At 64.5% G+C, this 23,378-nt stretch carries 23 protein-coding genes; 18 read left to right on the top strand and 5 right to left on the bottom strand.

The annotated features are described in order from the left end of the window. Positions 1-678 precede the first annotated feature (678 nt). Positions 679-2,046 (bottom strand): 8-oxoguanine deaminase, encoded by a 1,368-nt coding sequence (locus tag AAFM31_RS04195; RefSeq protein ID WP_341706657.1) that lies wholly within the window; start codon positions 2,044-2,046, stop codon positions 679-681. A 342-nt stretch (positions 2,047-2,388) separates the two neighbouring features. Between AAFM31_RS04195 and AAFM31_RS04200 the strand changes: the two genes are divergently transcribed. Further along, complete coding sequence (locus AAFM31_RS04200) at positions 2,389-3,312, top strand: 2-oxoglutarate and iron-dependent oxygenase domain-containing protein (protein WP_341706658.1); 924 nt, start codon at positions 2,389-2,391, stop codon at positions 3,310-3,312. A 23-nt stretch (positions 3,313-3,335) separates the two neighbouring features. Further along, the gene (locus AAFM31_RS04205) at positions 3,336-4,325 is read left to right on the top strand and encodes an ABC transporter substrate-binding protein (protein WP_341706659.1); all 990 of its coding nucleotides are present in this window, start codon (positions 3,336-3,338) and stop codon (positions 4,323-4,325) included. Positions 4,326-4,361: 36 nt separating this feature from the next. Here the strand turns inward: AAFM31_RS04205 and AAFM31_RS04210 are convergent, their stop codons facing one another. Together AAFM31_RS04210 and AAFM31_RS04215 are read right to left on the bottom strand one after the other, a co-directional pair. Then, positions 4,362-5,114: an alpha/beta fold hydrolase gene (locus AAFM31_RS04210; protein WP_341706660.1), complete on the bottom strand. Its 753-nt coding sequence runs from the start codon at positions 5,112-5,114 to the stop codon at positions 4,362-4,364. Next, positions 5,107-6,075 carry a 2-oxoglutarate and iron-dependent oxygenase domain-containing protein gene (locus AAFM31_RS04215; protein WP_341706661.1) on the bottom strand — a complete coding sequence of 323 codons (969 nt, stop codon included), beginning with the start codon at positions 6,073-6,075 and terminating at the stop codon, positions 5,107-5,109. The genes AAFM31_RS04210 and AAFM31_RS04215 overlap by 8 nt, the downstream gene beginning before the upstream one ends. A 107-nt stretch (positions 6,076-6,182) precedes the next feature. On the opposite strand from AAFM31_RS04215, the gene wrbA reads away from it, so the two are divergent. From wrbA to AAFM31_RS04295, 16 genes are all read left to right on the top strand, one after another. Next, on the top strand, positions 6,183-6,839 hold the full coding sequence (gene wrbA / locus AAFM31_RS04220) for an NAD(P)H:quinone oxidoreductase (protein WP_341706662.1): 657 nt from the start codon (positions 6,183-6,185) through the stop codon (positions 6,837-6,839). A gap of 178 nt (positions 6,840-7,017) precedes the next feature. Then, a complete protein-coding gene (locus AAFM31_RS04225) occupies positions 7,018-8,028 on the top strand; it encodes an ABC transporter substrate-binding protein (RefSeq protein WP_341706663.1) in 1,011 nt (336 codons plus the stop codon). A 51-nt stretch (positions 8,029-8,079) separates the two neighbouring features. Next, positions 8,080-8,961 (top strand): ABC transporter ATP-binding protein, encoded by an 882-nt coding sequence (locus AAFM31_RS04230; protein ID WP_341706664.1) that lies wholly within the window; start codon positions 8,080-8,082, stop codon positions 8,959-8,961. Beyond that, positions 8,958-9,761, top strand: coding sequence for an ABC transporter permease (locus AAFM31_RS04235; protein WP_341706665.1), 804 nt, complete (start codon positions 8,958-8,960; stop codon positions 9,759-9,761). The genes AAFM31_RS04230 and AAFM31_RS04235 overlap by 4 nt, the downstream gene beginning before the upstream one ends. A gap of 1 nt (position 9,762) precedes the next feature. Then, a complete protein-coding gene (locus AAFM31_RS04240) occupies positions 9,763-10,731 on the top strand; it encodes a DMT family transporter (RefSeq protein ID WP_341706666.1) in 969 nt (322 codons plus the stop codon). 231 nt (positions 10,732-10,962) lie between these two features. Beyond that, the gene (locus AAFM31_RS04245; RefSeq protein WP_341706667.1) at positions 10,963-11,958 is read left to right on the top strand and encodes an ABC transporter substrate-binding protein; all 996 of its coding nucleotides are present in this window, start codon (positions 10,963-10,965) and stop codon (positions 11,956-11,958) included. 2 nt (positions 11,959-11,960) lie between these two features. Then, positions 11,961-12,746, top strand: coding sequence for an ABC transporter ATP-binding protein (locus tag AAFM31_RS04250; RefSeq protein WP_371833011.1), 786 nt, complete (start codon positions 11,961-11,963; stop codon positions 12,744-12,746). Continuing rightward, positions 12,727-13,518: an ABC transporter permease gene (locus AAFM31_RS04255; protein WP_341706668.1), complete on the top strand. Its 792-nt coding sequence runs from the start codon at positions 12,727-12,729 to the stop codon at positions 13,516-13,518. The genes AAFM31_RS04250 and AAFM31_RS04255 overlap by 20 nt, the downstream gene beginning before the upstream one ends. Positions 13,519-13,573: 55 nt before the next feature. After that, a complete protein-coding gene (locus tag AAFM31_RS04260; protein WP_341706669.1) occupies positions 13,574-14,056 on the top strand; it encodes a nucleoside deaminase in 483 nt (160 codons plus the stop codon). A 302-nt stretch (positions 14,057-14,358) separates the two neighbouring features. Then, entirely contained in the window at positions 14,359-14,751 is a 393-nt protein-coding gene (locus AAFM31_RS04265) for a globin (RefSeq protein ID WP_341706670.1), read from the top strand. A gap of 114 nt (positions 14,752-14,865) precedes the next feature. After that, positions 14,866-15,831, top strand: coding sequence for a MoxR family ATPase (locus tag AAFM31_RS04270; RefSeq protein ID WP_341706671.1), 966 nt, complete (start codon positions 14,866-14,868; stop codon positions 15,829-15,831). Positions 15,832-15,833: 2 nt separating this feature from the next. Further along, positions 15,834-16,757: a DUF58 domain-containing protein gene (locus tag AAFM31_RS04275; RefSeq protein ID WP_341706672.1), complete on the top strand. Its 924-nt coding sequence runs from the start codon at positions 15,834-15,836 to the stop codon at positions 16,755-16,757. After that, positions 16,750-17,220 carry a DUF4381 domain-containing protein gene (locus AAFM31_RS04280; protein ID WP_341706673.1) on the top strand — a complete coding sequence of 157 codons (471 nt, stop codon included), beginning with the start codon at positions 16,750-16,752 and terminating at the stop codon, positions 17,218-17,220. The genes AAFM31_RS04275 and AAFM31_RS04280 overlap by 8 nt, the downstream gene beginning before the upstream one ends. Beyond that, entirely contained in the window at positions 17,207-18,172 is a 966-nt protein-coding gene (locus AAFM31_RS04285; protein ID WP_341706674.1) for a VWA domain-containing protein, read from the top strand. Before AAFM31_RS04280 ends, AAFM31_RS04285 begins: the two co-directional genes overlap by 14 nt. Then, positions 18,169-19,620, top strand: a complete 1,452-nt coding sequence (locus AAFM31_RS04290; protein ID WP_341706675.1) for a VWA domain-containing protein — start codon at positions 18,169-18,171, stop codon at positions 19,618-19,620. The genes AAFM31_RS04285 and AAFM31_RS04290 overlap by 4 nt, the downstream gene beginning before the upstream one ends. Next, positions 19,617-20,789 (top strand): hypothetical protein, encoded by a 1,173-nt coding sequence (locus AAFM31_RS04295; RefSeq protein WP_341706676.1) that lies wholly within the window; start codon positions 19,617-19,619, stop codon positions 20,787-20,789. Before AAFM31_RS04290 ends, AAFM31_RS04295 begins: the two co-directional genes overlap by 4 nt. Positions 20,790-20,842: 53 nt before the next feature. Here the strand turns inward: AAFM31_RS04295 and AAFM31_RS04300 are convergent, their stop codons facing one another. Both AAFM31_RS04300 and AAFM31_RS04305 read right to left on the bottom strand, forming a co-directional pair. After that, complete coding sequence (locus AAFM31_RS04300; RefSeq protein WP_341706678.1) at positions 20,843-22,393, bottom strand: arylsulfatase; 1,551 nt, start codon at positions 22,391-22,393, stop codon at positions 20,843-20,845. Between the two features lie 387 nt (positions 22,394-22,780). Continuing rightward, positions 22,781-23,131 (bottom strand): hypothetical protein, encoded by a 351-nt coding sequence (locus AAFM31_RS04305; protein ID WP_341706679.1) that lies wholly within the window; start codon positions 23,129-23,131, stop codon positions 22,781-22,783. Positions 23,132-23,378 lie beyond the last annotated feature (247 nt).

The raw sequence follows: 23,378 nt of genomic DNA on the forward strand, positions 1-23,378 counted from the left end.
CCATGGCGGCCTGACTTAAACGAAATGGCCTCCATAAAACCCGGTACGATTCACTGACAGACTAAAGATTGAACTTGAGCAGTTTGAAGAAAACATCCCTGAAGAATATAAATTGGCCGCCACGGAAGCCGTTAACTCCACAAGAGCCCGCCAGCTCAGAAATAGATATATCTCTTCGATGATAAAGCGTTCAGAAAATACCTAAAGTGCTGGTGGGGATAAACCCACGCTACGCTCCGATCTGCTCCAGAGCACGGCGTTAATGCGAAAACAGCACAAGAAGGATTGGCGCCCAATCTGTGCCTTGCCGCCAAAATCCTTGACCAATGCACCGACCCGGGTCCCCGTTTACGCGGGCGAGTAGCGCAGATTTATCGGGAAAAAGAGCCACAGGATGTCTGAGGGGCGCAGCCCCGAGTTTTGTGGCTCCCCGATAAATCGAGCAACGCAGCGAACCCGAAGGGCCGCGTAGCCGGGGTGGCCTAGGGGGTGCAGGGGGAAATGGCCATGCATTTCCCCCTGCTCGCCGTGAAGGCGAAAGAGTGACGTGAAGAATCAGCACAGCCGCGCGTGAAAGCACGAATACCAGACTCAGAGCGTCCAGGCATACATGCCCACGCAGAGCGTGGGAACGATCAGCAGGTCACGCGGGTGCGCACAATAGCCCCCGCGCAGCGTTTATTTCCCCAACACCAACTCCCTCGCCAACGCATTGTGCTCTTCAATGATCAGCGGCAATTCCCGCGTCAGCAGCACGCCGTCTTCAATCACCTGTCGGCCATTGATGATGCTGTGGCCGACGCGTTGCGGGGTGCAGAAGACGAGGGCGGCGATGGGGTCGATGAGGGCGCCTGCTAGGGCGATGTCGTCGGTGCGGAAGGCGATGATGTCGGCGCAGTAGCCGGGCTGGATGCGGCCCAGCACATCGCTGCGGCCGAGCACGTCGGCGCCGCCTCGGGTGGCGATGTAGAGGGCTTCGCGGGCGCTCATGGCGGTCGGGTTTTCATCCCGTACGCGGGCGGAGAGCATAGCCTGGCGGGCTTCGTCGAGCAGGTTGTTGGTGTCGTTGGAGGCGCTGCCGTCCACGCCCAGGCCAACCTTTACGCCAGCGTCGCGCATCTTGCGGATCGGCGCGATGCCGGAGGCCAGACGCATATTGGAGCACGGGCAGTGAGCGACGCCGGTGCCGGTGCGGGCGAACAGGGCGATGCCCGGGTCATCCAGATGCACGCAGTGGGCGTGCCAGACGTCGTGGCCGACCCAGCCGACCGACTCGGTGTATTCAGTCGGGGTCATGCCGTAGCGCTCCTTGCTGAAGGCGAGGTCCTTGGCGTTTTCGGCGGTGTGGGTGTGCAGGCCAACGCCGTAGGAGCGCGCCAAAGCAGCGCCTTCGCGCATCAGGTCGGTGGTCACGGTAAAGGGCGAGCAGGGGCCGAGGGCGACCTTGATCATGGCGTCGGGCGTGGCATCGTGCAGCTCTTCCACCACCCGGCGCATCTCGGTGAGGATCGCGTCTTCATCCTGCTCGACCAGTGCATCCGGCGGCAGCCCACCCTTGCTCTGGCCCAGACTCATGGCGCCGCGTACGGCGTGAAAGCGCATGCCCATCTCCTGCGCGGCCTGCACGCTGTCATCCAGCCGGGTGCCGTTGACGTAGAGGTAGGCGTGGTCGGCGGCGGTGGTGCAGCCCGACAGCATCAGCTCGGCCATCGCGGTGCGGGTAGCGGCGCGCTGCATAGCCGGGGTGATGTTCTGCCAGACCGGGAACAGCGCGGTCAGCCAGTCGAACAGCTCGGCATCCTGCGCCGCGGGCAGGGCGCGGGTGAGGGACTGGAACATGTGATGGTGGGTGTTGATCAGGCCCGGAATCAGCACGTGGCCGGTCATGTCGATGACCTTATCAGCGGTGTCTGGCAGCTCACCGGCGGGGCCGACCGCTTCGACGCGGTTGCCGCGAATGAACACGGAGCCGTTGGCGATTTCACGTTGTTCGTCATCCATAGTGGCGATGACCAGCGCGTTCTTGAGCAGCAGGGTGGGTGACATGCGATTCCTCGATATTTCGTTATGTTGACCAGCAGGACAGAAATTTCTCATACCGCGCGACATGCAAATCCGGGGCCGCTGTAAAACCGCGCAGATTGGGTGCCATAGCCCTCATTTCAGCACAGCATCAGTGCATTAACCGGCTGTTCTGGCGCGTAATCGCGCACTTATCAGCGTGCCAGAGCGCTTGGCACAGCCCTTGCTTTTTCAATTCTTGCGTGACTGGTCAGGTTATGAGTCGTGTCGTCCTGAACACGGGTTCGAGGACTAAACCGCAGGTCGCATTAATCCACCGCCGCTTGGCGGCGGTGCATGTACCCGCATCAGGAGACACTGATAACGATGAACTCAATACCGGTAATCGACTTTTCCCCCTTCATCGACGGCGACGCTGCCGCCCGCGCCAAGGTAGCCCGGCAGATGCGCCAAGCCAGCAGCGATTGGGGCTTTTTCTACCTGTCTGGCTGCGGCATGCCTGCCGAGCAGCTGGCCGACGCCTTTGCTGCCTCCAAGGCGTTTTTCGCCTTGCCCGACGACGACAAGCAGGCCATTGCCTGGCAGAACGCCGAGAGCAACCGCGGCTACGTGGGTGTGCGCCGCGAGCGGCTCGACCCGAGCAAACCCGGCGACCTCAAGGAAGCGTTTAACCTGGCGCCGGAAAGCGCCAGCAGTGCGCCCAATCTGTGGCCGGCGGTTCTACCCGCCTTCCGCCCGCAGATGGAAGACTTTCTCGCTGCCTGCATCGCCACCGCCGACCGCGTGCTGGAAGCCTTTGCCGTGGCGCTGGCACAGCCGGACGACTTCTTCGTTACCGCCCACAACCGACATCACCACACCCTGCGGCTGCTGCACTACCCGCCGCTGCCAGAGGGCTTTACTCCGCAGGATGGGGAAAACCGCGCCGGGGCGCACACCGATTACGGCAGCATCACTCTGTTGTTTCAGGACGACGCCGGCGGGCTGGAAGTGCGCACCCGCGCCGGTGAATGGGTTGCCGCCACGCCGATTCCGGGCACCGTGGTGGTTAACACCGGCGACCTAATGCACCGCTGGACCAACCACGTGTTCTGCTCGACCCCGCACCGGGTCAACGTGCCGCCGCAGGCCCTGCACCGCGACCGCTACTCCATCGCCTTTTTCTGCCATCCCAACAAGGATGCCGAGATCGCCTGTATCGACACCTGCGCGAGCGCCGACAACCCCGCGCGCTACGCCCCGATTTCCGCTGGCGATCATCTGCTTGAGCGCCTGCAAGCCACCTACTGAATTCACACCAAGGAGCTGTAACCATGCAATTGAAGTCACTGAAACTGACTGGCCTGGCGCTCGCACTGGGCTTTAGCGCTGCCACCACCAGCGCCGCCGACCTGATTCCGGTCACTGTCACCACCACCTGGTACGCGCAGGCCGAACACGGCGGGCTGTACGCCGCCAAGGCCGCTGGCATCTACGAGAAGCACGGTCTGGACGTGACCATCGACATGGGTGGCCCGCAGGTCAACAACGTGCAGCTGCTGATGGGCGGCAAGACCGATTTCAGCATGGGCTATGCGTTGCAATCGCTGAACGCGGTGAAGGAAGACATTCCGCTGGTTACCGTGGCGGCCTGGTTCCAGAAAGACCCGCAGTCCCTGGTCGTGCATGAGGGCGTCGGCAACGACAGTCTGGAAGACCTGAAAGGCAAGGGCATCCGCATCCCCACCGCGGGCCGCGTTGCCTACTGGCCGTGGATGAAGGCGCAGTACGGTTTCTCCGATGAGCAACTGCGTCCCTATGACTACAGCTTCGGCCCGTTCATCGCCGATCAGGAAGCGATCCAGCAGGGTTATGTGACCAACGACGGTTACTTCCTGGCAAAGGAAAACGTTCAGGCCAAGAGCCTGCTGCTGGCCGACTACGGCTGGAACGCCTACTCCTGCACGCTGGACACCACCGCCGAGATGCTAGAGAAGCACCCGGACGTGGTGAAAGCCATGGTTGAAGCCACCGCCGAAGGCTGGGCCGCCTACTTCGCCGATCCGGCCCCGGCCAACGCATTGATCAAGCAAGCCAACCCGGAAATGGCCGACGACCTGCTGGCCTACAGCAGCGCCAAATTGCAGGAGCAGGGCATTCTGCTGTCAGGTGATGCGGCGGAGGGTCAGTACGGCATCATGACCACCGCCCGCTGGCAGGGCTTCTTCGACGACATGGTTAAGGCCGGCACCCTGCCTGCCGATCTGGACTGGCAGAAGGCGTTTGACCTGACCTTCGTGAAAGCGATGTACGGCGCGGAGTAAGTCACAACGGGAGCCGCGAGCGGCTCCCGTTCTTTTTCAGCTGGCGAACGCCAGCAGGGCCTCGGCAACCGCCGCGGTCTGCACCACCTGCGGTACATGCCCACAGGCCAGACTGACCACCTGCGCACCCGGCACCAGCGCCTGCATCTTGCGCTGCGCGGCCAGCACCACGGAACGGTCTTCTGTGGCTTCCACATATAGCCGCGGCAAACGACCAAAGCGCTCCGGCGTCCATTCGGCGACCAACGCACGAGTGCCTTCAGGCTGGCTGCAAAAACGCTGCGCCGCTGCCATCGCCTGCTCACGGGGCAGATCCTGCAGGAAGATTTCGCACACCGCTTCCGGCGGCACCTCGGACGACTGACGATCCTCTGCCCAGCGCAGATAAGGCCAGATACCGGCAGCCTCCGGATGGCTCTGCATCAGCTCGGTGGTCAGCTCGGCAAAGCCCAGCCCCGAGGGCAGCATCATGCCGGCCAGATAAGCCACGCCGGCCACCCGCTCGGCAAGCAGTTCGGCGGCCTGGGTGGCGATCACGCCACCGCCGGAATGGCCGACCAGCAGCAGCGGGCCTTCAACCTCGGCGCAGGCAACGGCGATATGCGCCATGCAGCCGGCCATGCTGATCGCTTCGGGCACTGCGGGGTGCTGCGGGTTGCCCGGCGTGTCCAGCGCCAGCACCCGGTGGCCGGCGGCTTCCAGTTCGGGTTTCAGCGAATCCCACACCCAGCTACCGGCCCAGGCGCCGTGGATCAGCACGAAGGTCGGTTTGTTCATCGGCTCAGGCATAGGTCCTCCGGTACATCTCCTGCAGATGCGCCTCGACCGTGGTCACCGGGTAACGCGGCGCATCGCCCGGCTGCAGGCAGACCGGCAGGCAGCGCACCTCGTGATCAGGGTTGCCGCTGTAGAAGAACGGCACCGAGTAGCGCTCGGCGCCAGAGGTATTGACCACCCGGTGCAGGGTCGAGCGGTAGCGGTCGTTGGTCCAACGGGCAATCATGTCGCCGAGATTGACCACGAAGGTGCCGGGGATCGGGTTGGCGTCGATCCAGCGCTCACCCGCCGCGTCCCAAACCTGCAGGCCGGGCTTGTCGTCGAGCAGCAGCACGGTGATGCCGCCAAAGTCGGTGTGTGCACCGCAGCCCTTTTCACCGGGCTGCGGCTGGGCGGGTTGGGGTGGGTAGTGCAGCAGGCGCAGGGTGCACAGCGGCTGTTGGCAGAAGTCGGCGAAGAAGTCTTCCGGCAGGCTCAGCGACAGCGCCAATGCGGCCATGATCTGCGCGCTGAGTTCAGTCATTGCGGCGTAATACTGTTCCATTGCCGGACGGAAATCGGCAACGCCCCGCGGCCACTGATTGGGGCCCATGTTGAAGCGGGTCAGCGCGCGCACATCATCGGCGGCGACCTCTTCGCCGATGTAAAACCCTTCCTTCAGATCCGGCGGCGCACCGGCTTCCAGCGTCTGCCCGCGCAGTGGCTCGTAACCGCGGTTGGCCTTGGACTGGGCCTTGTCGACCCGCAGCTTATCGGCCATCGGCAGATCAAAGAACTGCTTAGAGGCACTGAATACCTGCTCGATCAGCGCGCTGTCGATGCCGTGACCACTGACGTAGAAGAAGCCGCTGTGCTCACAGGCGTCGCGCAGGGCGGCGGCCATCGCAGCCTTGGGTTGTTCGTCGCCTGTCTGCATCGGGCTGATGTCGATCACCGGCAGGTTGGCTGCCGTTGATCCGTTTTGCTCTGTCATGCCGTTCTCCCGGGAATAGAAAACCAAGTTGTCCATCTGGTCAGGTATTCATATTGCATGCCAGCCGCTGAAGCGATTTGTTCAACTAAGCCAAGGAGCACCCATTCATGACCCCATCGCGTATCACCATCGTTGTCGACTCCCGTTACGGCACCACCCTGACCCTGGCCAAAGCCATCGCCGCGGGTGCCGCCAGCGAGGGGGCCGACGTGCGTCTTTGTCGCGTTGCATTGTCCGAACCGGAGTTCAGCGTCGACCCCGAACGCGCCGATTTTATTGCCGCCCAGGCCGAGTACCGCGAGCTGCCGCAAGCCGGCATGGCCGATCTGGAGTGGGCGACCGGCATCATCTGGGGTTCACCGACCCGCTACGGCCTGATGAGCACGCCGCTGCGTGCCTTTATCGACGACGTCGCGCCGCTGTGGCGCCAGGGCGCGCTGATCGGCAAGGTCGGCGCGGCCTTCACCTCTACCGGGGGCATGCACTCGGGTAATGAAATGACGCTGATTTCGCTGCTGCTGCCGTTCCTGCAGCACGGCATGATTCTCGCCGGTGTGCCGCACAGCGTGCCGGAGCTGGTGCACACCCGCAGCGGTGGCTCGCCCTACGGCGCGTCGGCGGTGACCGGGTTCAACGGTACCTTGGGTGTGGATGAAGGCGAGAAGGCGATTGCCCGCGCGCTCGGTGCCCGGGTCGCGCGGCTGGCGGCGCAGGTAACGCCCGAACCGGCGTCGGTCGATCTGGCTGCAGGAGTGAGTCACTGAGAAAAATTGGGCCGTCGCGGTGCAAGGAGGCACTAGGGCGGCGCAATCCGGTGCACGATTTTGCTGACCAACTGATCAGGAAATGGAAAACAGGGCGTTTGGCACATATGGCACGGCGCTTGCTGGAGAGCAAATGTTGAATAACTGGTCAGCTATCACTGAAGCAAGGAGCAACACAATGCGCCACCCCCGCAAGAACCTGAAGTCGTCTGCACTGCTCGGCATGGCCGGCGCAGTGCTTGCCAGCAGCCTGTCCGCACCACTGATGGCCGCCGAGCTGGAACACGTGGTCTTCGGCACCAACTGGTACGCCCAGGCCGAGCACGGTGGATTCTATCAGGCCAAGGCAACCGGACTATATGAAAAATATGGCCTGGACGTCTCGATCGAGATGGGCGGCCCGCAGGTTAACGGCATGCAGCTGCTGGTTTCAGGCAAGCGCGACTTCTCGATGGGTTACCCGATCGGCAACGTCAAGGCGGTGATGGAAGGTATGCCGGTCAAGACCGTAGCGGCTGCATTCCAGGGTGACCCGCAGGCGCTGATTGCGCATCCGGATGTGACCTCGCTGGAGCAGATCAAGGAACGCAACATGCCGGTCTACATCGCGGCATTTGCCAACACCACCTTCTGGCCCTGGCTGAAGTCCAAGTACGGCTACACCGATGACATGATCCGTCCGTACACCTTCAGCGTCGCGCCGTTCCTGGCTGACACCAACATCGTGCAGCAGGGCTACCTGTCGTCCGAGCCGTTCGCAATGGAAAAGGCTGGCGTGAAGCCGTCTGTGTTCCTGCTGGCTGACTACGGCTACCCGGCCTACGCCACCACCATCGAAACCACTGACCAGCTGCTGGAGAAGAACCCGGATCTGGTGCGCCGCTTCGTACAGGCGAGCATGGAAGGCTGGGCCAGCTACTTCAAGGACCCGGCACCGGGCAACGCGCTGATCCAGGAAGCCAACCCGGAAATGACCGACGAGCAGATCGCCTACGGCATCGCCAAGATGCAGGAATACGGCCTGGTGACCGGTGGTGATGCGGCTACCCAGGGCATCGGCGTGATGACCGACGAACGCTGGGCCAAGATCCACGCGTTCATGCTCGAAGCCGGCCTGGTTGATGCCAGCCTGGACATCAAGGATGTCTACAGCCTGGATTATCTGCCCGCCGAACCCGTTCTGCCCTGATTCACTGACCAGCTGGCGGCCCGCATGCGGGCTGCCCACGGGAGACCCCGCATGACATCCTCGAAAGTGACGCCCATCAAAGCCGGCCCGGAAACGGACCCGGTCATCGATACCGATACCAATAATGACAGCAGCACTGCGGCACGTCCGGTGCTACAGGTGGAAGGCGTCAACAAGATTTACTCCAACGGCACCATTGCGCTCAAGGGCGCCGACCTGACCGTGCGTCAGGGTGAATTCGTCAGCCTGCTCGGCCCATCCGGCTGCGGCAAGAGCACCCTGCTGCGGATCATGGCCGGCCTTGGTGACGTTACCACCGGCACCGTGAAGTTCTGGGAACAGGGCTACGACGTGGTTGGTGACAAGGGCCGCAAGCTGGCCTTCGTATTTCAGAACGCCACCCTGATGCCCTGGGCTCGGGTACGCAAGAACGTGCGCCTGCCGCTGGATCTGGAGCATCAGAACGGTGCAGACGTTGAGCGCAAGATCGACGACGCGCTCGATATGGTCGGCCTCAAGGGCTTCGACAACGCTTTCCCGCGCGAGCTGTCCGGCGGCATGCAGATGCGTGCCTCGATTGCCCGCGCCATGGTCACCGAGCCGAATCTGCTGCTGATGGATGAACCCTTCGGCGCGCTCGATGAAATGACCCGCAACAAACTCAACGACGACGTGCTCAAGCTGTGGCAGAAGAACGGCTGGACCATCGTGTTTGTTACCCACAGTGTCTACGAGGCCGTCTACCTGTCCAGCCGCGTGGTGGTGATGGCCGCGCGCCCCGGCCGCATCGTCGACGACATCAGCATCGATCAACCCTTCCCGCGCAGCGCCGACTTCCGCGTCTCGACCGAATTTGCCGGCTACTGCCGTCAGGTGTCGCAGGCACTGGAGCGCGCCAGCGCCATGGGCCAGCCACAGGAGGTCAAGGCATGAGCACGCCGCTGATCCAAAACGAAAACTTCGTCAAGATCGCCGCTCCGTTGGCTGTCGGCCTGCTGTTTCTGCTGTTCTGGGAAATTGCCGTGCAGGCAATGGAGATGCCCAAGTACATCCTCCCCGGACCGAGCGAGATCTTCAAAGCCCTGATCAGCGACTGGAAGCCGCTGCTGGGCGCGCTGTACACCACACTCAAGGTCACCTTCCTGGCGTTCGCGATTGCCGTGGTACTGGGCGTGGCCGCCTCGCTGCTGTTCGTGCAGAGCAAGTGGATCGAGCTGAGCCTGTTCCCTTACGCGGTGCTGATGCAGGTGACCCCGGTGGTCGCGATTGCACCGCTGATCATCATCTGGGTCGATGACACCACCTGGGCGCTGACCGTCTGCGCGGTGATCATCGCGATCTTCCCGATCATCTCCAACACCACGCTGGGTCTGCGCAGTGTCGATCCGAACCTGCTCAGCATGTTCCGCATGTACCGCACCAGCCGCTGGCAGGAGCTGACCCGTCTGCGCATTCCGGGCGCACTGCCGTACTTCTTCGGCGGCCTGCGCATCAGCTCGGGTCTGGCGCTGATCGGTGCGGTAGTCGCCGAGTTTGTCGCCGGCACCGGCGGGGCCAAGGCCGGTTTGGCGTACATGATCCTGCAATCGGGCTACAACCTGCAGATCCCGCGGATGTTTGCCGCGCTGCTGCTGATCACCCTGACCGGTATCGCGCTGTTCGCCCTGATGGTCTGGCTGTCCGACCGCGCCCTGCGCAATTGGCACGAAAGCGCCCTCGAAGTGGAGCACTGAGGTGGCCCACAGCACGACCGCCGGCCAGTCCGGCGGTCACAGCTACGCCTTCGGCCTGGGCTATCTGCTGTTGTGTTTCAACGCCCTCGGCTGGGGGCTGAACTTCCCGATCCTCAAGCTCGGGCTGGCCAACAGCCCGCCCATGCTGTTCACCTGCATGCGCATGGCGCTGGGTACGCTGGCGATGTTTATCATCGCCGGATTGCTCGGCGCGCTGCGGGTGCCACGGCACGGCGACCTGCCGGTGCTGCTGTCGGTCGGCGTGCTGCAGAACATGGCCTTCATCACCCTGGTCACCCTCGGCGTGCAGTATCTACCGGCGGGGCGAGCGGCGATTCTGGCCTACACCACACCGATCTGGGTGGTGCCGGCAGCAGCGCTGTTTCTCGGCGAGCGATTTACCCTGCCACGCGCCATCGGCGTTGGCCTCGGGCTGGCCGGTCTGCTGACGGTGTTCAATCCGCTAAGTATCGACTGGAGCAACCACGACGTATTCATCGGCGGCGGACTGATCATGCTCGGCACCATCCTCTGGACTGCCGGACTGATTCACGTACGCCGACACCACTGGCAGGGCGACGTGCTGTCGCTGATCCCGTGGCAGCTGCTGACCTCGGTCGCCGCGTTGCTGCCGCTGGCGTTGCTGGTAGAAAGCCCGAGTCAGATCAACTGGGACCCGGACTTTGCCTGGAAGCTGGTATTCAGCGGGGTGATTGCCTCCGGCATTTGCGTCGCCGCGCAGGTGGTGGCAATCCGCTCACTGCCGGCGGTCAGCCTGTCGCTCAGCTCGGCCGCCGTACCGGCAGTCGGCATGCTGTCGGCGGCGTGGTTCCTGCAGGAAACCCCGACCCCGAGTGATCTGGGCGGCTTTTTCCTGATCGCCCTCGGCATTCTGGTGGTCGGTCTGGCTGACCGTCGCCAGGCCCTGCGCAACCGCCGCGTGGCGCTGGAAAGCCCGCCAGCCAGCTGAATCAACGCACGACTCTGGTTCACTCCGCACCAAAAACGCGCGGCGCCCTGGTCAGGAAATCAGGTGCGCCGCTTGCGTACTTTTCCGCGCCTGCGCCAGGCCTTGAGTGACGCGGCCTGCAGCCAATCCGAGGCATTTTGCAAAACTGGCCCGCATATTGCTGAATCAAAACAAAACCTGCCCAACTGGTCAGGATAAGAAAGCCAAGCACATCACACTGGAGATCGACTCATGTTGAAAAAAGCGTCCGGCGTTCTGGCGATGGTCATCGCCATGTCCGCAAGCGGGTTCGCCGCTGCGGCCGACAAGGTTACCTATCAACTGGACTGGCTGCCCGGCGGCGACAAGGCCCCGGTGTACGCTGGCATCCAGCAGGGCTTCTTCGCTGACGAAGGGCTGGACGTTACCGTTGCCAGCGGCCGCGGATCCACCGACGCGATTACCAAGATCGCCACCGGCCAGGCTGACATCGGCAGTGCCGACATCGGCGCGCTGATGGCCGCCCGCGCGCAGGACACCGTGCCGGTCAGCGCCGTCTACATGCTCTTCAACCAGGGCCCGCACGCCTTCTTCTCGCTGTCCGACAGCGGCATCAACAGCTTTACCGATATCGCCGGCAAGAAGGTCGCGACCTCGCCGTTCACCTCCTCCAACGCCTTCCTGCCGCTGGTACTGGAAGCCAACGACATGCCGGCCGACGCAGTCAGCCTGACCAAGTCCGACCCGGGCGCCCTCGGCCCGATGCTGGTCACCGGCAACACCGACGCCATCATCGCCTGGGTGACCAACATCGCGCTGTTCCAGCAGCAGGCAGCGGCCGCCGGCAAGGAGATCAACGTGATCCGCTGGTCCGACGCCGGTCTGTCGCTGTACAGCTCCGCGCTGGTCGCGGCCGACAAGTTCCTCAGCGAGCGTCCGGATGTGGCCAAGCGCTTCCTGCGTGCCTATGACAAGTCCCTGCGCTTCACCTATGAGCATCCGGAACTGGCTGCGGCCGACCTGCACACCATGGTGCCGGAAGTGGACACCGCGGTTGCCACCGCGCAGATCGGCGACTCCAAGCCGCTGACCTTCAACGAGATCACCGAGGCTGACGGTCTGGGCACCATGACCCCCGAGCGCATCGCCAGCACCTGGGAGTGGGTCGCCAAGGCCAACGAGCTGAGCGTTGACTCACTGGATCCGGAAACCATCGTCAACCGCGACTTCATGCCGGCAGCGGAGTAATCATGGAGCACACTAGCGAACGCGCTTTCGTGCGGATGTCAGGGGTCGGTCATCGCTATGACCCGACGCCCGGCAGTCCGATGGCGGTGCAAAACATCGACCTCGACATCAACCGCCACGAGTTCGTGGCGGTCGTAGGCCCATCCGGCTGCGGCAAGTCCACCTTGCTGCGCATGGTTTCGGGCCTGCTGGTTCCCAGCGAAGGCACAGTCAGCGTCTTCGGCAAGCAGGTAAACGGCCCCCGTGACGACGTTGGCATCGTGTTTCAGAAGCCGACCCTGCTGCCGTGGCTGACTGTTCGCAAGAATGTGCTGTTCCCGCTCAAGCATAAATTTGGCCGTTACTCGCCACAGGATGAGAAGCGCGCCAGCGAGTTGCTGGCAATGGCCGGTCTGGAGGCCTTTGCCGAGAAGATGCCGGACGAGCTGTCCGGTGGCATGCAGCAGCGGGTCGGCATCGTCCGCGCCCTGCTGCTCAACCCCGATATTCTGCTGATGGACGAACCGTTCTCGGCACTGGATGCGATGACCCGTGAGCAGATCGGCTTCGACCTGCTGAAAATATGGGACGAAAATCCGAAAACCGTACTGTTTATCACCCACTCGATCTCCGAGGCCGTGCTGCTCGCCGACCGTGTGCTGGTGATGAGCAAGCGCCCGGGCAGCGTACTGGACCTGATCGACGTCGATCTGCCCCGCCCACGCAGTTCGGACACCATCAAGTTGCCCCGTTTCAGTGAGCTGACTGACCGCATAAGGAAGCATATCTATGAGCCAGAAGCCCACTGACGCCGCCGCGCGTCGCGCGCTGCTGTTGAACCTGTCGCCATGGCTGTTCTTTGTCGGCCTGATCGTGCTGTGGGAGCTGGTCTGCCGCGTGTTTGAACTGCCGACCTACGTGCTGCCGGCGCCGACCGAGATCGCCAAGGCGTTCTTCGACGTCGAGTTCAGCCGCTGGATGATGCACCTGTGGGCGACCCTGCGGGTGGCGCTGATGGGCTTTGCCCTATCGATCGTGATCAGCATTCCGCTGGCAATCGCGATGATGCGCTCGGAGTTTCTCTCGCGCACCCTGTACCCGATGCTCGTAGTGGTGCAGTCCACCCCGGTGGTGGCGGTAGCCCCGCTGATCATCGTCATGATGGGCTCGGATGATCCGTCGCGGGTGCTGATAACCTGCCTGCTGACCTTCTTCCCGCTGGTGGTCTCGACCGCGACCGGGATCAACGAGACGCCGGCCGAGCTGATCGAACTGAGCCGCTCGCTCGACGCACCGACCCGCCGCGAGACCTGGCAGATCCGCATTCCCTACGCGATCCCGCACATCTTCAGCGGCCTCAAGGTAGCGATCACCCTGGCGATCATCGGTGCGGTGGTGGCGGAGTTTGTCGCCGCCGAAGAAGGGCTGGGCTACTTCATCCAGTTCTCGACCTCATTCTTCAAGATTCCGCAGGCCTTCGCCGGTCTGTTCTTCCTCGCCATTGTAAGCCTGCTGCTGTTCAAGTCGGTGCAATGGACCCAACAGATCTTCTTCGCCTGGAGTCTGCCGAAGAAGAAGTGACAACAGCCGGCGGTGTCTGCGCCGCCGGTCTTCAAGATACAAGTAAGGACACCCCGTGAGTCATACCGAACGCGATATCCACTTTCTGCGCGAAAGCTTCCGGCTGGCCGAAGAAGCCGGAAAGCAGGGCATCCATCCCTTTGCGGCGATTCTGGTCGATGCCGAGGGCACCGTGCTGATGGAACAGCTGAACGCCTTTCTGCCTGATCACGACATGACCGGCCACGCCGAGCGCGTGCTGATGACCCGCGCCAACACCACCTTCAGCCAGGACGTGCTGGCCGGCTGCACCATGTACACCAGCGCCGAGCCCTGCGCCATGTGCGCCGGTGCGGTGTACTGGGCCGGCGTGGGCCGGGTGGTCTACGGTGCCAGCGAAAAGCGCCTCAAGGACATGACCGGCAACCACCCGGAAAACCCCACGCTGGATCTGCCCTGCCGCACCGTGTTCGAGTCCGGTCAGCGCAGCGTCGAGGTCGTCGGCCCACTGCTGGAAGACGAATCCATCCGCGTCCACGAAGACTTCTGGAAAGACTGATGGCCGGCTCGGCTGAGCCCGGGGCGGGCAGGGGACTCAAGCCGCGGTTTTACCATGGTCGTCGACGCGGTGCGCACGCTGGCGGGCCGACCGTCAGGCACTAACCCGGCCAACCTGAGCCGTCAGATGGCGCGTTTCCAACTATAGGCGTATTGACATTTCAGCTGCGCAGCGGGGGCCAGAAACCAGGCTGCAACCCGCGTCGCAGAGCGGCGCGAGGGCAAAACGCCAGCAGCGAGCAAACGCGCAGAATCTGCTAGACTCGCGCCCCCGCGTCCATCCGCCGCTCCCGAAGGATCCCCATGAAAGCCCCTGACATCGTCATGCAGAGCTACGGCCGCTGCTGTGCCTCGGCCACTTTTTTTGATGACTTCTACCAGCAGTTCCTGCAGAGCTCGCCGGAAGTCCGCGCCAAGTTCACCAACACCGATATGCCGGCCCAGAAGCTGTTGCTGCGTCAGGGCATTCTCAATCTGGTGCTGTTCTCCCGCGGCCTGCCGCCAACCAAGCTGCAGGCGCTGGCCAAGTCGCACTCACGCGAAAACCTCAATATCCAGCCGCACCTCTACAACTACTGGGTCGATGCCCTGATCAACACGGTTGAGCAGCACGACAAACAAGCCAGCATGGAAACCCGCCACGCCTGGCGCGAGGTGCTGAACAAGGGCATTGAGGTCATCCAGGCCGGTTACTGAGGGCGCGCTCACCTGTGCCGCTGGCAATCGCAGACAGCAGATTGTCATAAAAAGCCATGCAACATTTTATTCAGCACTCTAGGATCGTGAGAGACATGCACCCTGGAGTCCTGGATGGACAACCTAGAACAATTCCAACAACTTGGCGTGCAACTGGCTCACGGTATTCTGGGCCAGCAGGCGTTGATCGAAGGGCTGCAGCTGGCGCTGCTGGCTGACGGTCACCTGCTGGTCGAAGGTCTGCCGGGCCTGGCCAAAACCCGCGCCATCAAGCAACTCGGCCGCTCGCTCGAAGCCGACTTCGTCCGCCTGCAGTTCACTCCCGATCTGCTGCCCTCCGACATCACCGGTGCCGAGCAATATCTCGGTGAGCTGGGGCAGGGCCATCTGGCGTTCCGCCCGGGCCCGCTGTTTGCCAATCTGGTCCTCGCCGACGAGATCAACCGCGCTCCGGCCAAGGTTCAGTCCGCGCTGCTCGAAGCGATGGAGGAGCGTCAGGTCACGGTCGCCGGTCAGCGCCATCCGCTGCCGGAGCTGTTTCTGGTGATGGCCACGCAGAACCCGATCGAGCAGGAAGGCACCTACCCGCTGCCCGAGGCCCAGCTAGACCGCTTCCTCATGCACCTGACCGTCGACTACCCGGATGAGCAGTCCGAGCTGGCGATGCTGCAACTGGTGCGCGGCGAACACGACCGCGGTAACGCCGCCGAGCTGCCGAAGATGGCGCAGGCCACGGTGCTGGCAGCCCGCCACGAGGTTGACCGTATTCACGTCAGCCCGGCCATAGAGCAGTACATCGTCGATCTGGTGCGCGCCACCCGTCAGCCCGAACGCTTTGATCCGGCGCTGGCCGGACAGGTCGAGGTCGGTGCCAGCCCGCGCGGCGCCATCGCGCTGGACCGGGTGGCCCGGGCCCGTGCCTGGCTGCGCGGCGGCGACTTTGTGCTGCCCGAGGACGTGCAACAGGCGGTGCTGCCGGTGCTGCGTCACCGCCTGATGCTGTCCTATCGGGCTCAGGCCAGCGGGCTGACCGCCGACAGCCTTCTGCAGCGGCTGCTGCAGCTGGTGGCTGTCGCCTGACCATGCAGCCGTCGTCGGCCGCCTACGTCGATCTCGACCAGCTCAGCGCCCTGCGTGAACAGGCGCGCGGGCTGCCGCTGCACGCCCGGCTGGTCGCCGCCAGCGCCCTGGCCGGGCGCCACGAAACCCGGCTGCGCGGACGCGGCCTGTCGTTCGAGGAGCTGCGCCCGTACTGGCCCGGCGACGATGCCCGACTGATCGACTGGAAGGTTACCGCGCGGCTGCGGCGGCCGTTCCTGCGGCTGTACAGCGAGGAGCGCGATCAGCCGGTGTTGCTGCTGATCGACCAGCGCATGAACCAGTTCTTCGGCAGCCGGCGCACCACCAAATCGGTGCTCGCCGCCGAAGCCGCGGCGCTGTTCGGCTGGGCCGCGCTGGAGCGCCACGACCGGGTCGGCGCGCTGCTGTTCAACGACGAGACCCTCGAGGCGCTGCGCCCGGCGCGCGGCAACCGTGCGTTTCTGCATCTGCTCGGCCGCCTATGCGAATTCAACCAGCAACTGCACGCCCGCCACCGCGGCGACAACCCGAGCGGGCTGAACGCCGCCCTGCACCGCGCGCGCAAGCTGGCGAGCAAGGATCACCTGCTGATCCTGATCAGCGACTTCAACGGCCTGAACGCCGAAACCCACGACCTGCTGGCGGCACTGCGGCGACACAACGACCTGCTGCTGTGCTGGACCCAGGACCCGCTGCTGATCGACCTGCCGAGCGGCGGCGAGCTGCTGGCCAGCGACGGCGACCTGCAGATGCGCCTGAACCTCGACAGCGGCAGCCTGCGCCAGACCCTGCAACGCCTGCATCAGCAGCGCCAGCAGCAGATTCTCGACTGGCCGGCCGGGCTGGGCATTCCGGTACTGCCGCTGTCCGCCGCCGAACCCGCGGCCGACCAGCTGCGCGCCTTGCTCGGAGGCGACCGTGGCTGATCAGGTGATTCCACCGCTGCACGACATCGCGCTGCCGCCGCTGATCTCACCCTGGCCACCGGCGCCCGCCGCCAGCGTCCTGCTGCTGATGCTGGTGCTCGCCGCGCTCTGGCTGCTGCTGCGCCGCTGGCAGCAATACCGCCAGAACGCCTACCGGCGCCGCGCCCTGCAACAACTGGAGCGACTGCAACACGCCTGCCGACAACAGCCCGACCAACTCCAGCAGTTGCCTCACCTGCTGCGCCACACCGCGCTGCAGATCTGGCCGCGGGAACAGGTTGCCAGTCTGCACGGCGACGCCTGGCTGCAGCGGCTGGAGCAGCAGAGCGACAGCCCGCTGCCAAAAGAACTGAGCACGCTGGCGTACTGGCCGGCCGAGCGTTGCGCCAGTCTGGATGAACCAACCCGCGCCAAGCTGTTTGCGCGCAGCCGCGACTGGATTGAGCACCATGTACGTCCTTGAGCTGCCCTGGCTGCTGTTGCTCCTGCCGCTGCCCTGGCTGCTGCAGCGCTGGCTGCCCGGCACCCGGCAACGGCAGGACGCGCTGCGGCTGCCGTTCTTTCACCAGTTGGCCGGCCCACTGGGGCTGACCCCGGCCAACGCCGCCGGCAGCAGCGCCAGCTGGCTGGCAACCCTGCTCGAAGCGCTGGCCTGGTGCCTGCTGGTTGTCGCCTTGGTCGCGCCTAGCCGATTGGAGCCGCCCTTGGTCAAACAGCAGCCGCTGCGCGATCTGCTGCTGGCGGTCGACGCCTCGCTGTCGATGGCCAACACCGACACCGGTGACGAGCGCACCCGCCTGCAGGCAGTCCAGCAGGTGGTCGACGATTTCATCCAGCGCCGCGCCAGCGACCGCCTCGGCCTGCTGGTATTCGGCGATCAGCCCTACACCCAGACCACCTTCACCCAGGATCACGCCACCCTGCGCCAGCTGTTGGCCGAGCTGCAGCCGGGGATTGCCGGCCCCCGCACCGCGCTGGGCGACAGCATCGGTCTGGGCATTCGCCTGTTCCAGCAAAGCCAGAGCCCGGAGCGGGTGATGATCCTGCTCAGCGATGGCAGCGACACCAGCAGCCGCAAACTGCCCGACGACGCCGCGCTGGTCGCCCAACAGCAGGGCATCGTCATTCACACCATCGGCTTTGGCGACCCGAACGCCGAGGGCGAGCAGCGCCTCGACGCCGAGCAGCTGCAGCGCATCGCCGACAGCACCGGCGGGCGCTACCTGCACGCCAGCAACCAGATCGAACTGGCAGCAGCATTCGATGCCCTCGACCAGTTGACCCCGCAGCTGCAGCAACGTCTGGCGTTTCAGCCGCGCACGCCGCTGTACCACTATCCGCTGGCGGCAATGATCGGCCTGCTGCTGATCCGCCTGCTGCTCAGTTTGCCGCTGCCGCGCCGGGGGCAGGCATGATCGACTGGCTGCCACTGCACTTCCTGCGTCCACTCTGGCTGCTCGCGCTGCCACCGTTGCTGCTGCTCGGCTGGTGGCTGCGCCGCAACAGCGTGCGGGCCAGCTGGCAACGGCTGATCGCGCCACAGCTGCTGCCGCACCTGCTGGTGCCGGGCGGCCGCAACAGCGGCGGCAACGCGACGCTGATCGGCATCCTGCTGCTGGCCTGTGTGGCCGCCGCCGGCCCGGCCTGGGACCGCGAAGCACCGCCGTTTGCCGAACGGCAGGCGCCGCTGCTGATCGCCCTCAACCTCAGCGCCGACATGGATCAGCGCGAGCGCGGCGTCTCGCGACTGGAGCGCGCCAAGCTGAAAATCCACGACCTGCTGGCCCAGCGCCCGGGCGCCCGCCACGCGCTGCTGGCCTACGCCGGCAGCGCCCACCTGCTGCTGCCGCCGACCGACGACGCGGCGCTGTTCACTCTCTACCTCGACAGCCTGTCTACCGACCTAATGCCACGGCTGGGGCGCAACACCGGAGCCGTGCTGCAGCGCATGGATCCGCTGCAGGCCAGCGCCGAGCAACCCTACATGCGGCTGCTGGTCAGCGCCGACGTCGAACCCGGTGTCGAGGCCGCGCTGGCCGCCAGCCATACCTTGCTGTGGGTGGCCGGTGGCGACGCTGACGCGCTGAGCAGCCGGCTCGACAGCCCGCTGGTCGCCATGCGCAGCGACGACAGCGACTTGCCGCTGCTGCTGCGCGCCCTCGATGCCAGCCAGCGACTGGCCCGTCAGGACGACCCCGACAGCCGCTGGCACGACCGCGGCTGGTGGCTGCTCTGGCCGCTGGCGCTGCTGCTGGTGCTACGCCTGCGCCGCGCCGCCCCGGCACTGATCCTGCTGCCGCTGCTCATGCCCGCACACAGTGAAGCGGCCGAGCTGGAGCTCTGGCGCCTGTGGCGCAGCGACCAGCAGCAGGCCATGCACCTGTATCAGCAGCGCGAGTACGCCGAGGCTGCCAAGCTGTTCAGCGACCCGCGCTGGCAGGGCGCTGCGCTGTATCGGGCCGGCGACTGCGAGGCCGCACTGGCCGCCTTCGAGCAGGGCATCAGCGCCGAGGATTACTACAACCAGGGCAATGCCTTGAGCTGCAAGCAGCGTTACGACGAGGCGGTCGAGCGCTATGAGCTGGCGCTGGCGCAACGGCCAAACTGGCTGGAGGCGCAGGAAAACCTGCAGCGGGCGCTGCTGATGATTGCCCAGCAGCGCCAGCAGCACGGCAAGGATGGCGACATGGACCCGGATGAAATCCGCGAAGACCTCAAGCGCCGGCGCGGCAACCCGGCCACCGAGCAACAGGAACGCGAGCAGCAGACCGAGCTTTGGCTGGATAACCTCAAAGCCAGCCCGGCCGGCTATCTCAAACGCCGCATGCTGATGCAGCTCGGCCCGGCAGAGGGTCAGCCATGAGCCGCCGCCTGCTTCTTGCCCTGCTGCTGTTGCTCGCCCTGCCCACGGGCGCCGCCGAGCCGTTGCTGCGGCTCGAAAGCAACGCGACACAGGGCCTGCACAAGGGCCAGCGACTGGAGCTGCAACTGCAACTGCTGGTGCCGACCTATTTCCTCGCTGCGCCGCAGTTTCCGGCCCTGCAACTGGATGAGCGCAATCAGGCTACCCCGGAGGCCAGCCGCAACCTCAGCCCGCGGATCGACGGCCGCAGCTGGGCCGGTATCGAGCGCACCTATCACTTCGCGCCACTGCCACCCGGCACCTACCAGCTGCAGGCCAGCGAGATCACCGTGCGCTACGCCGATGAGCAGCGCGAGCCGCGCGAGGTAACCCTGCAGGTGCCAGCCCTGCGTTTCACCGTTAGTACCAACCAGGGCCAGGCGGGCGCGCCGCTGGCACCGCAACTGCGCCTGAGCGAGCGCTATTCGCCGGCCCGCGCCGAGCTGCAGGTGGGCGACATTCTGCTGCGCCGGCTGCGCCTGGAACTGGACGACGCCGGCAACCTGCTGCCCCCGGAGGTGCCACTGGCAGCGGTGCCCGGCACCCGCCTGTACCGCAACCCACCGCGGCTGAATCAGGACATGGAACGGATTGCCCAGCGCTTCGTGCGCGAGGAGGAGGTGCGGTATCTGCTGCTGGAAAGCGGCGAACTGGAGATCCCCGCGCTGACCGTGGAATGGCGTGACACCCGCAGCGGTCAGCTGCAGCAGGTCAGCCTGCCGGCCCGGCGCCTGCAGGTTGCCGGAGTCACCGCGACGCCGGTTCACCAGGTCAGCGGCTGGCAACATCTGGCGTTGCTGACAGCGGCTGCGCTGCTACTCGGCAACGCCCTGGCCGGCTCGATATACGGCCACCGCTGGTGGCGCCGCCGCGTCCTCAACCAGCAACTGCGCAGCGGCAAGCCCACGGCCGTGCTACAGGCGCTGCAGCACTGGCTGGAAAGCTATCCCGAGGCGCAGCAGGCGACCCTGCGCAGTCAGCTGGCTGAACCGCTGCGGGCGCTGCAGGCAGCCTGTTACGGCACTGCCGGAGACTGGCACAGCGAGTCCCTGCGCCGCGCCCTGCGCGGCCTGTCACGGCGCCCAGCCGCGGGTGCACAAGCGCAACCAGACTGGCGACTCAACCCCTGAAACAACAACGCCCGGGCATTGGCCCGGGCGCTGGTAATGACGGCAGACCGCGCTTACTGCTGCGGAATGGTCATGAACTTCTCCATCATCTGATCGATGGTGAAACTCGCCGGACGCTGACGCGGCGGGAACTCCTGGAAGGTATTCAGGAACTGCTGCACACGAATCATCGCCGGCAGACCTACGACGGCGATCTTCTTGTCCCACCAGACGTTGTAGCTGTTGGAATCGGTATCGGCGCGCTCGTAGGGGTCACGACGCAGGTTGAAGACCTTCGGGATACGCAGCTCGACGAAGGGGTCACGCCAGACGTCGAAGCGGCGTGCACGCTGCTCCTGGAATACCACTTTCCAGTCACCGTCACGGATGGCGAGGAACTTGCCGTCATCGCTGAAGTAGTAGAACTGGTTACGCGGTGAAGTCTCGCTTTCGCCCTGCAGGTACGGCAGGAAGTTGAAGCCATCCAGATGCACCTTGTACTGCTTGCCGCCAGCGCGGTAGCCAGTCAGCAGCTTCTCTTTGACGTCCGGTACACCGGCGGCAGCCATCAGCGTCGGTACCCAGTCCTGGTGCGACATGATGTTGTTGGAGACCACGTCAGCGGCGATCTGGCCCGGCCAGCGCACCAGCGCCGGGACGCGGAAACCGCCTTCCCAGTTGGTGTTCTTCTCGCCACGAAACGGGGTGATACCGGCGTCCGGCCACTGGTTGTAGTGCACGCCGTTGTCGGTGGTGTAGAGCACGATGGTGTTGTCGGCGATGCCCAGATCATCCAGTTGCTTGAGCAGCTGACCAACCTGACCGTCATGCTCGACCATGCCGTCGTTGTAGAAGTCCTGACCCGACAGACCGGCGGAGTCCGGCGACAGGTGGGTGTAGTAGTGCATGCGGGTGGAGTTGAACCAGACAAAGAACGGCTTGTCGGCCTTCACCGAGCGGTCGATAAAGTCCATCGACGCCTGCAGGAACTCCCGGTCGATGGTTTCCATGCGCTCGCGGGTCAGCGGGCCGAGGTCTTCGACCTTGCCATCAGCGGTGCTGCGGATCACGCCGCGCGGGCGCACCATCTTGTCGATCATCGGATCGGTGGTCCAGTCCGGATCTTCCGGGCCTTCCTCGGCGTTCAGGTGATAAAGGTTGCCGAAGAACTCGTCAAAGCCGTGCTCGGTCGGCAGATACTCGTTGCGGTCACCAAGGTGGTTTTTGCCGAACTGGCCGGTGGTGTAGCCCAGCGGCTTGAGCAGCTCGGCCAGGGTCGGGTCTTCCGGCTTGATACCGACCGGGGCGCCCGGCACACCGACCTTGGTCAGACCGGTACGCACCGGATGCTGGCCGGTGATAAAGGCCGAACGGCCAGCGGTGCAGCTCTGCTCGCCGTAGTAATCGGTAAACATCACGCCTTCGTTGGCCAGACGGTCGATGTTCGGGGTCTGGTAGCCCATCATGCCGTGGCTGTAGCTGCTGATGTTGGTGATGCCAATGTCATCACCCATGATGATCAGGATGTTCGGCTTGTCGGCGGCAGTCGCAACGGAGGCGGCGCCGAGCGTCACTGCGCAGAGCGCAGCACGAGCCCAGTGCCTGAGCTGACGTGGATGTTGCATATGAGAGCTCCTTCTTTTTTTTATCAGAGTCGGTTCGGTTAACACACAGCACCCACCGCGCCATCACGCGGCAGGGCAACAGAAAGGCACAACGACGAACGAGCAGAGCGCTCAGAACCCTTGGCAGGGCAGGCAGGAACAGGTGCACTCAGCACCGGCGGCAGGTTGGGATGCATGCAATACTCCCGCTCGCGCACGGGGCGCGGGCACACTCTTGTCATTATCGTTGTGCCTATGATGGCGGCAGCGGCCAGCGGCCGCTTGTCACTTCACGTCACTGTGTCCCATTGCGGGACATCCGCGCCAGCGGCCAAGACTGTCAGCCGAAGCCAACCGGCTGACCGCTGGCCGCCTTTGCAACAAGCATAGTCAGCCAGCTGACACACGCTACTGCAGCTGCACCAGCAGCAGGCGCCAGCCAGAGCCAAAGCCCTCCAGCGTCACCACCTCACCCACCCGCGCCGCCAGCAGCCGGGCGCCCAAGGGCGAGAAGATCGACACCTCGCCGGCATAGCGGCTGCGCTCGGCGAGGCGCAGGTTGAACAGGGTATGGCTATGCAGGTCGAGCAGCAGCAACTGACTGCCGGGGCGAGCCAGCTCTGCACTGGGGTCACGCTCCAGCCGCTCCAGTCGACCGATCACACTGGCCAGTTCCTGCGGGCCAGTCAGGTACCAGGCGCCACGCTCACGCAGCAGCGCACGCAGGCGCGGGTGCGCGCCATCAGCAACAGACATCATGTCTGCAGTCTCCAGTAAAAAATGGGCAGGGAAAGGGGTACCGGCAGCCGGGTGCGGACGAACCGCCCCGGCTCAGATCAGGAAGGCAACAGCATGGGCGCTGACAGCGAGGGACACGCGCATGACTCCACAGACAATGACACGAAGGCCTCCACCATAGGCTGCCGGCAGATAAAAGCAAGCCCTCGGTCGCTGTCGTCTTGTGTCAAGCCCACCTGCGGCGCAGGGCCTAGTCTGGAACCACGAC

It is taken from the genome of Halopseudomonas sp. (genome assembly GCF_038130085.1).
Lineage (GTDB): Bacteria > Pseudomonadota > Gammaproteobacteria > Pseudomonadales > Pseudomonadaceae > Halopseudomonas.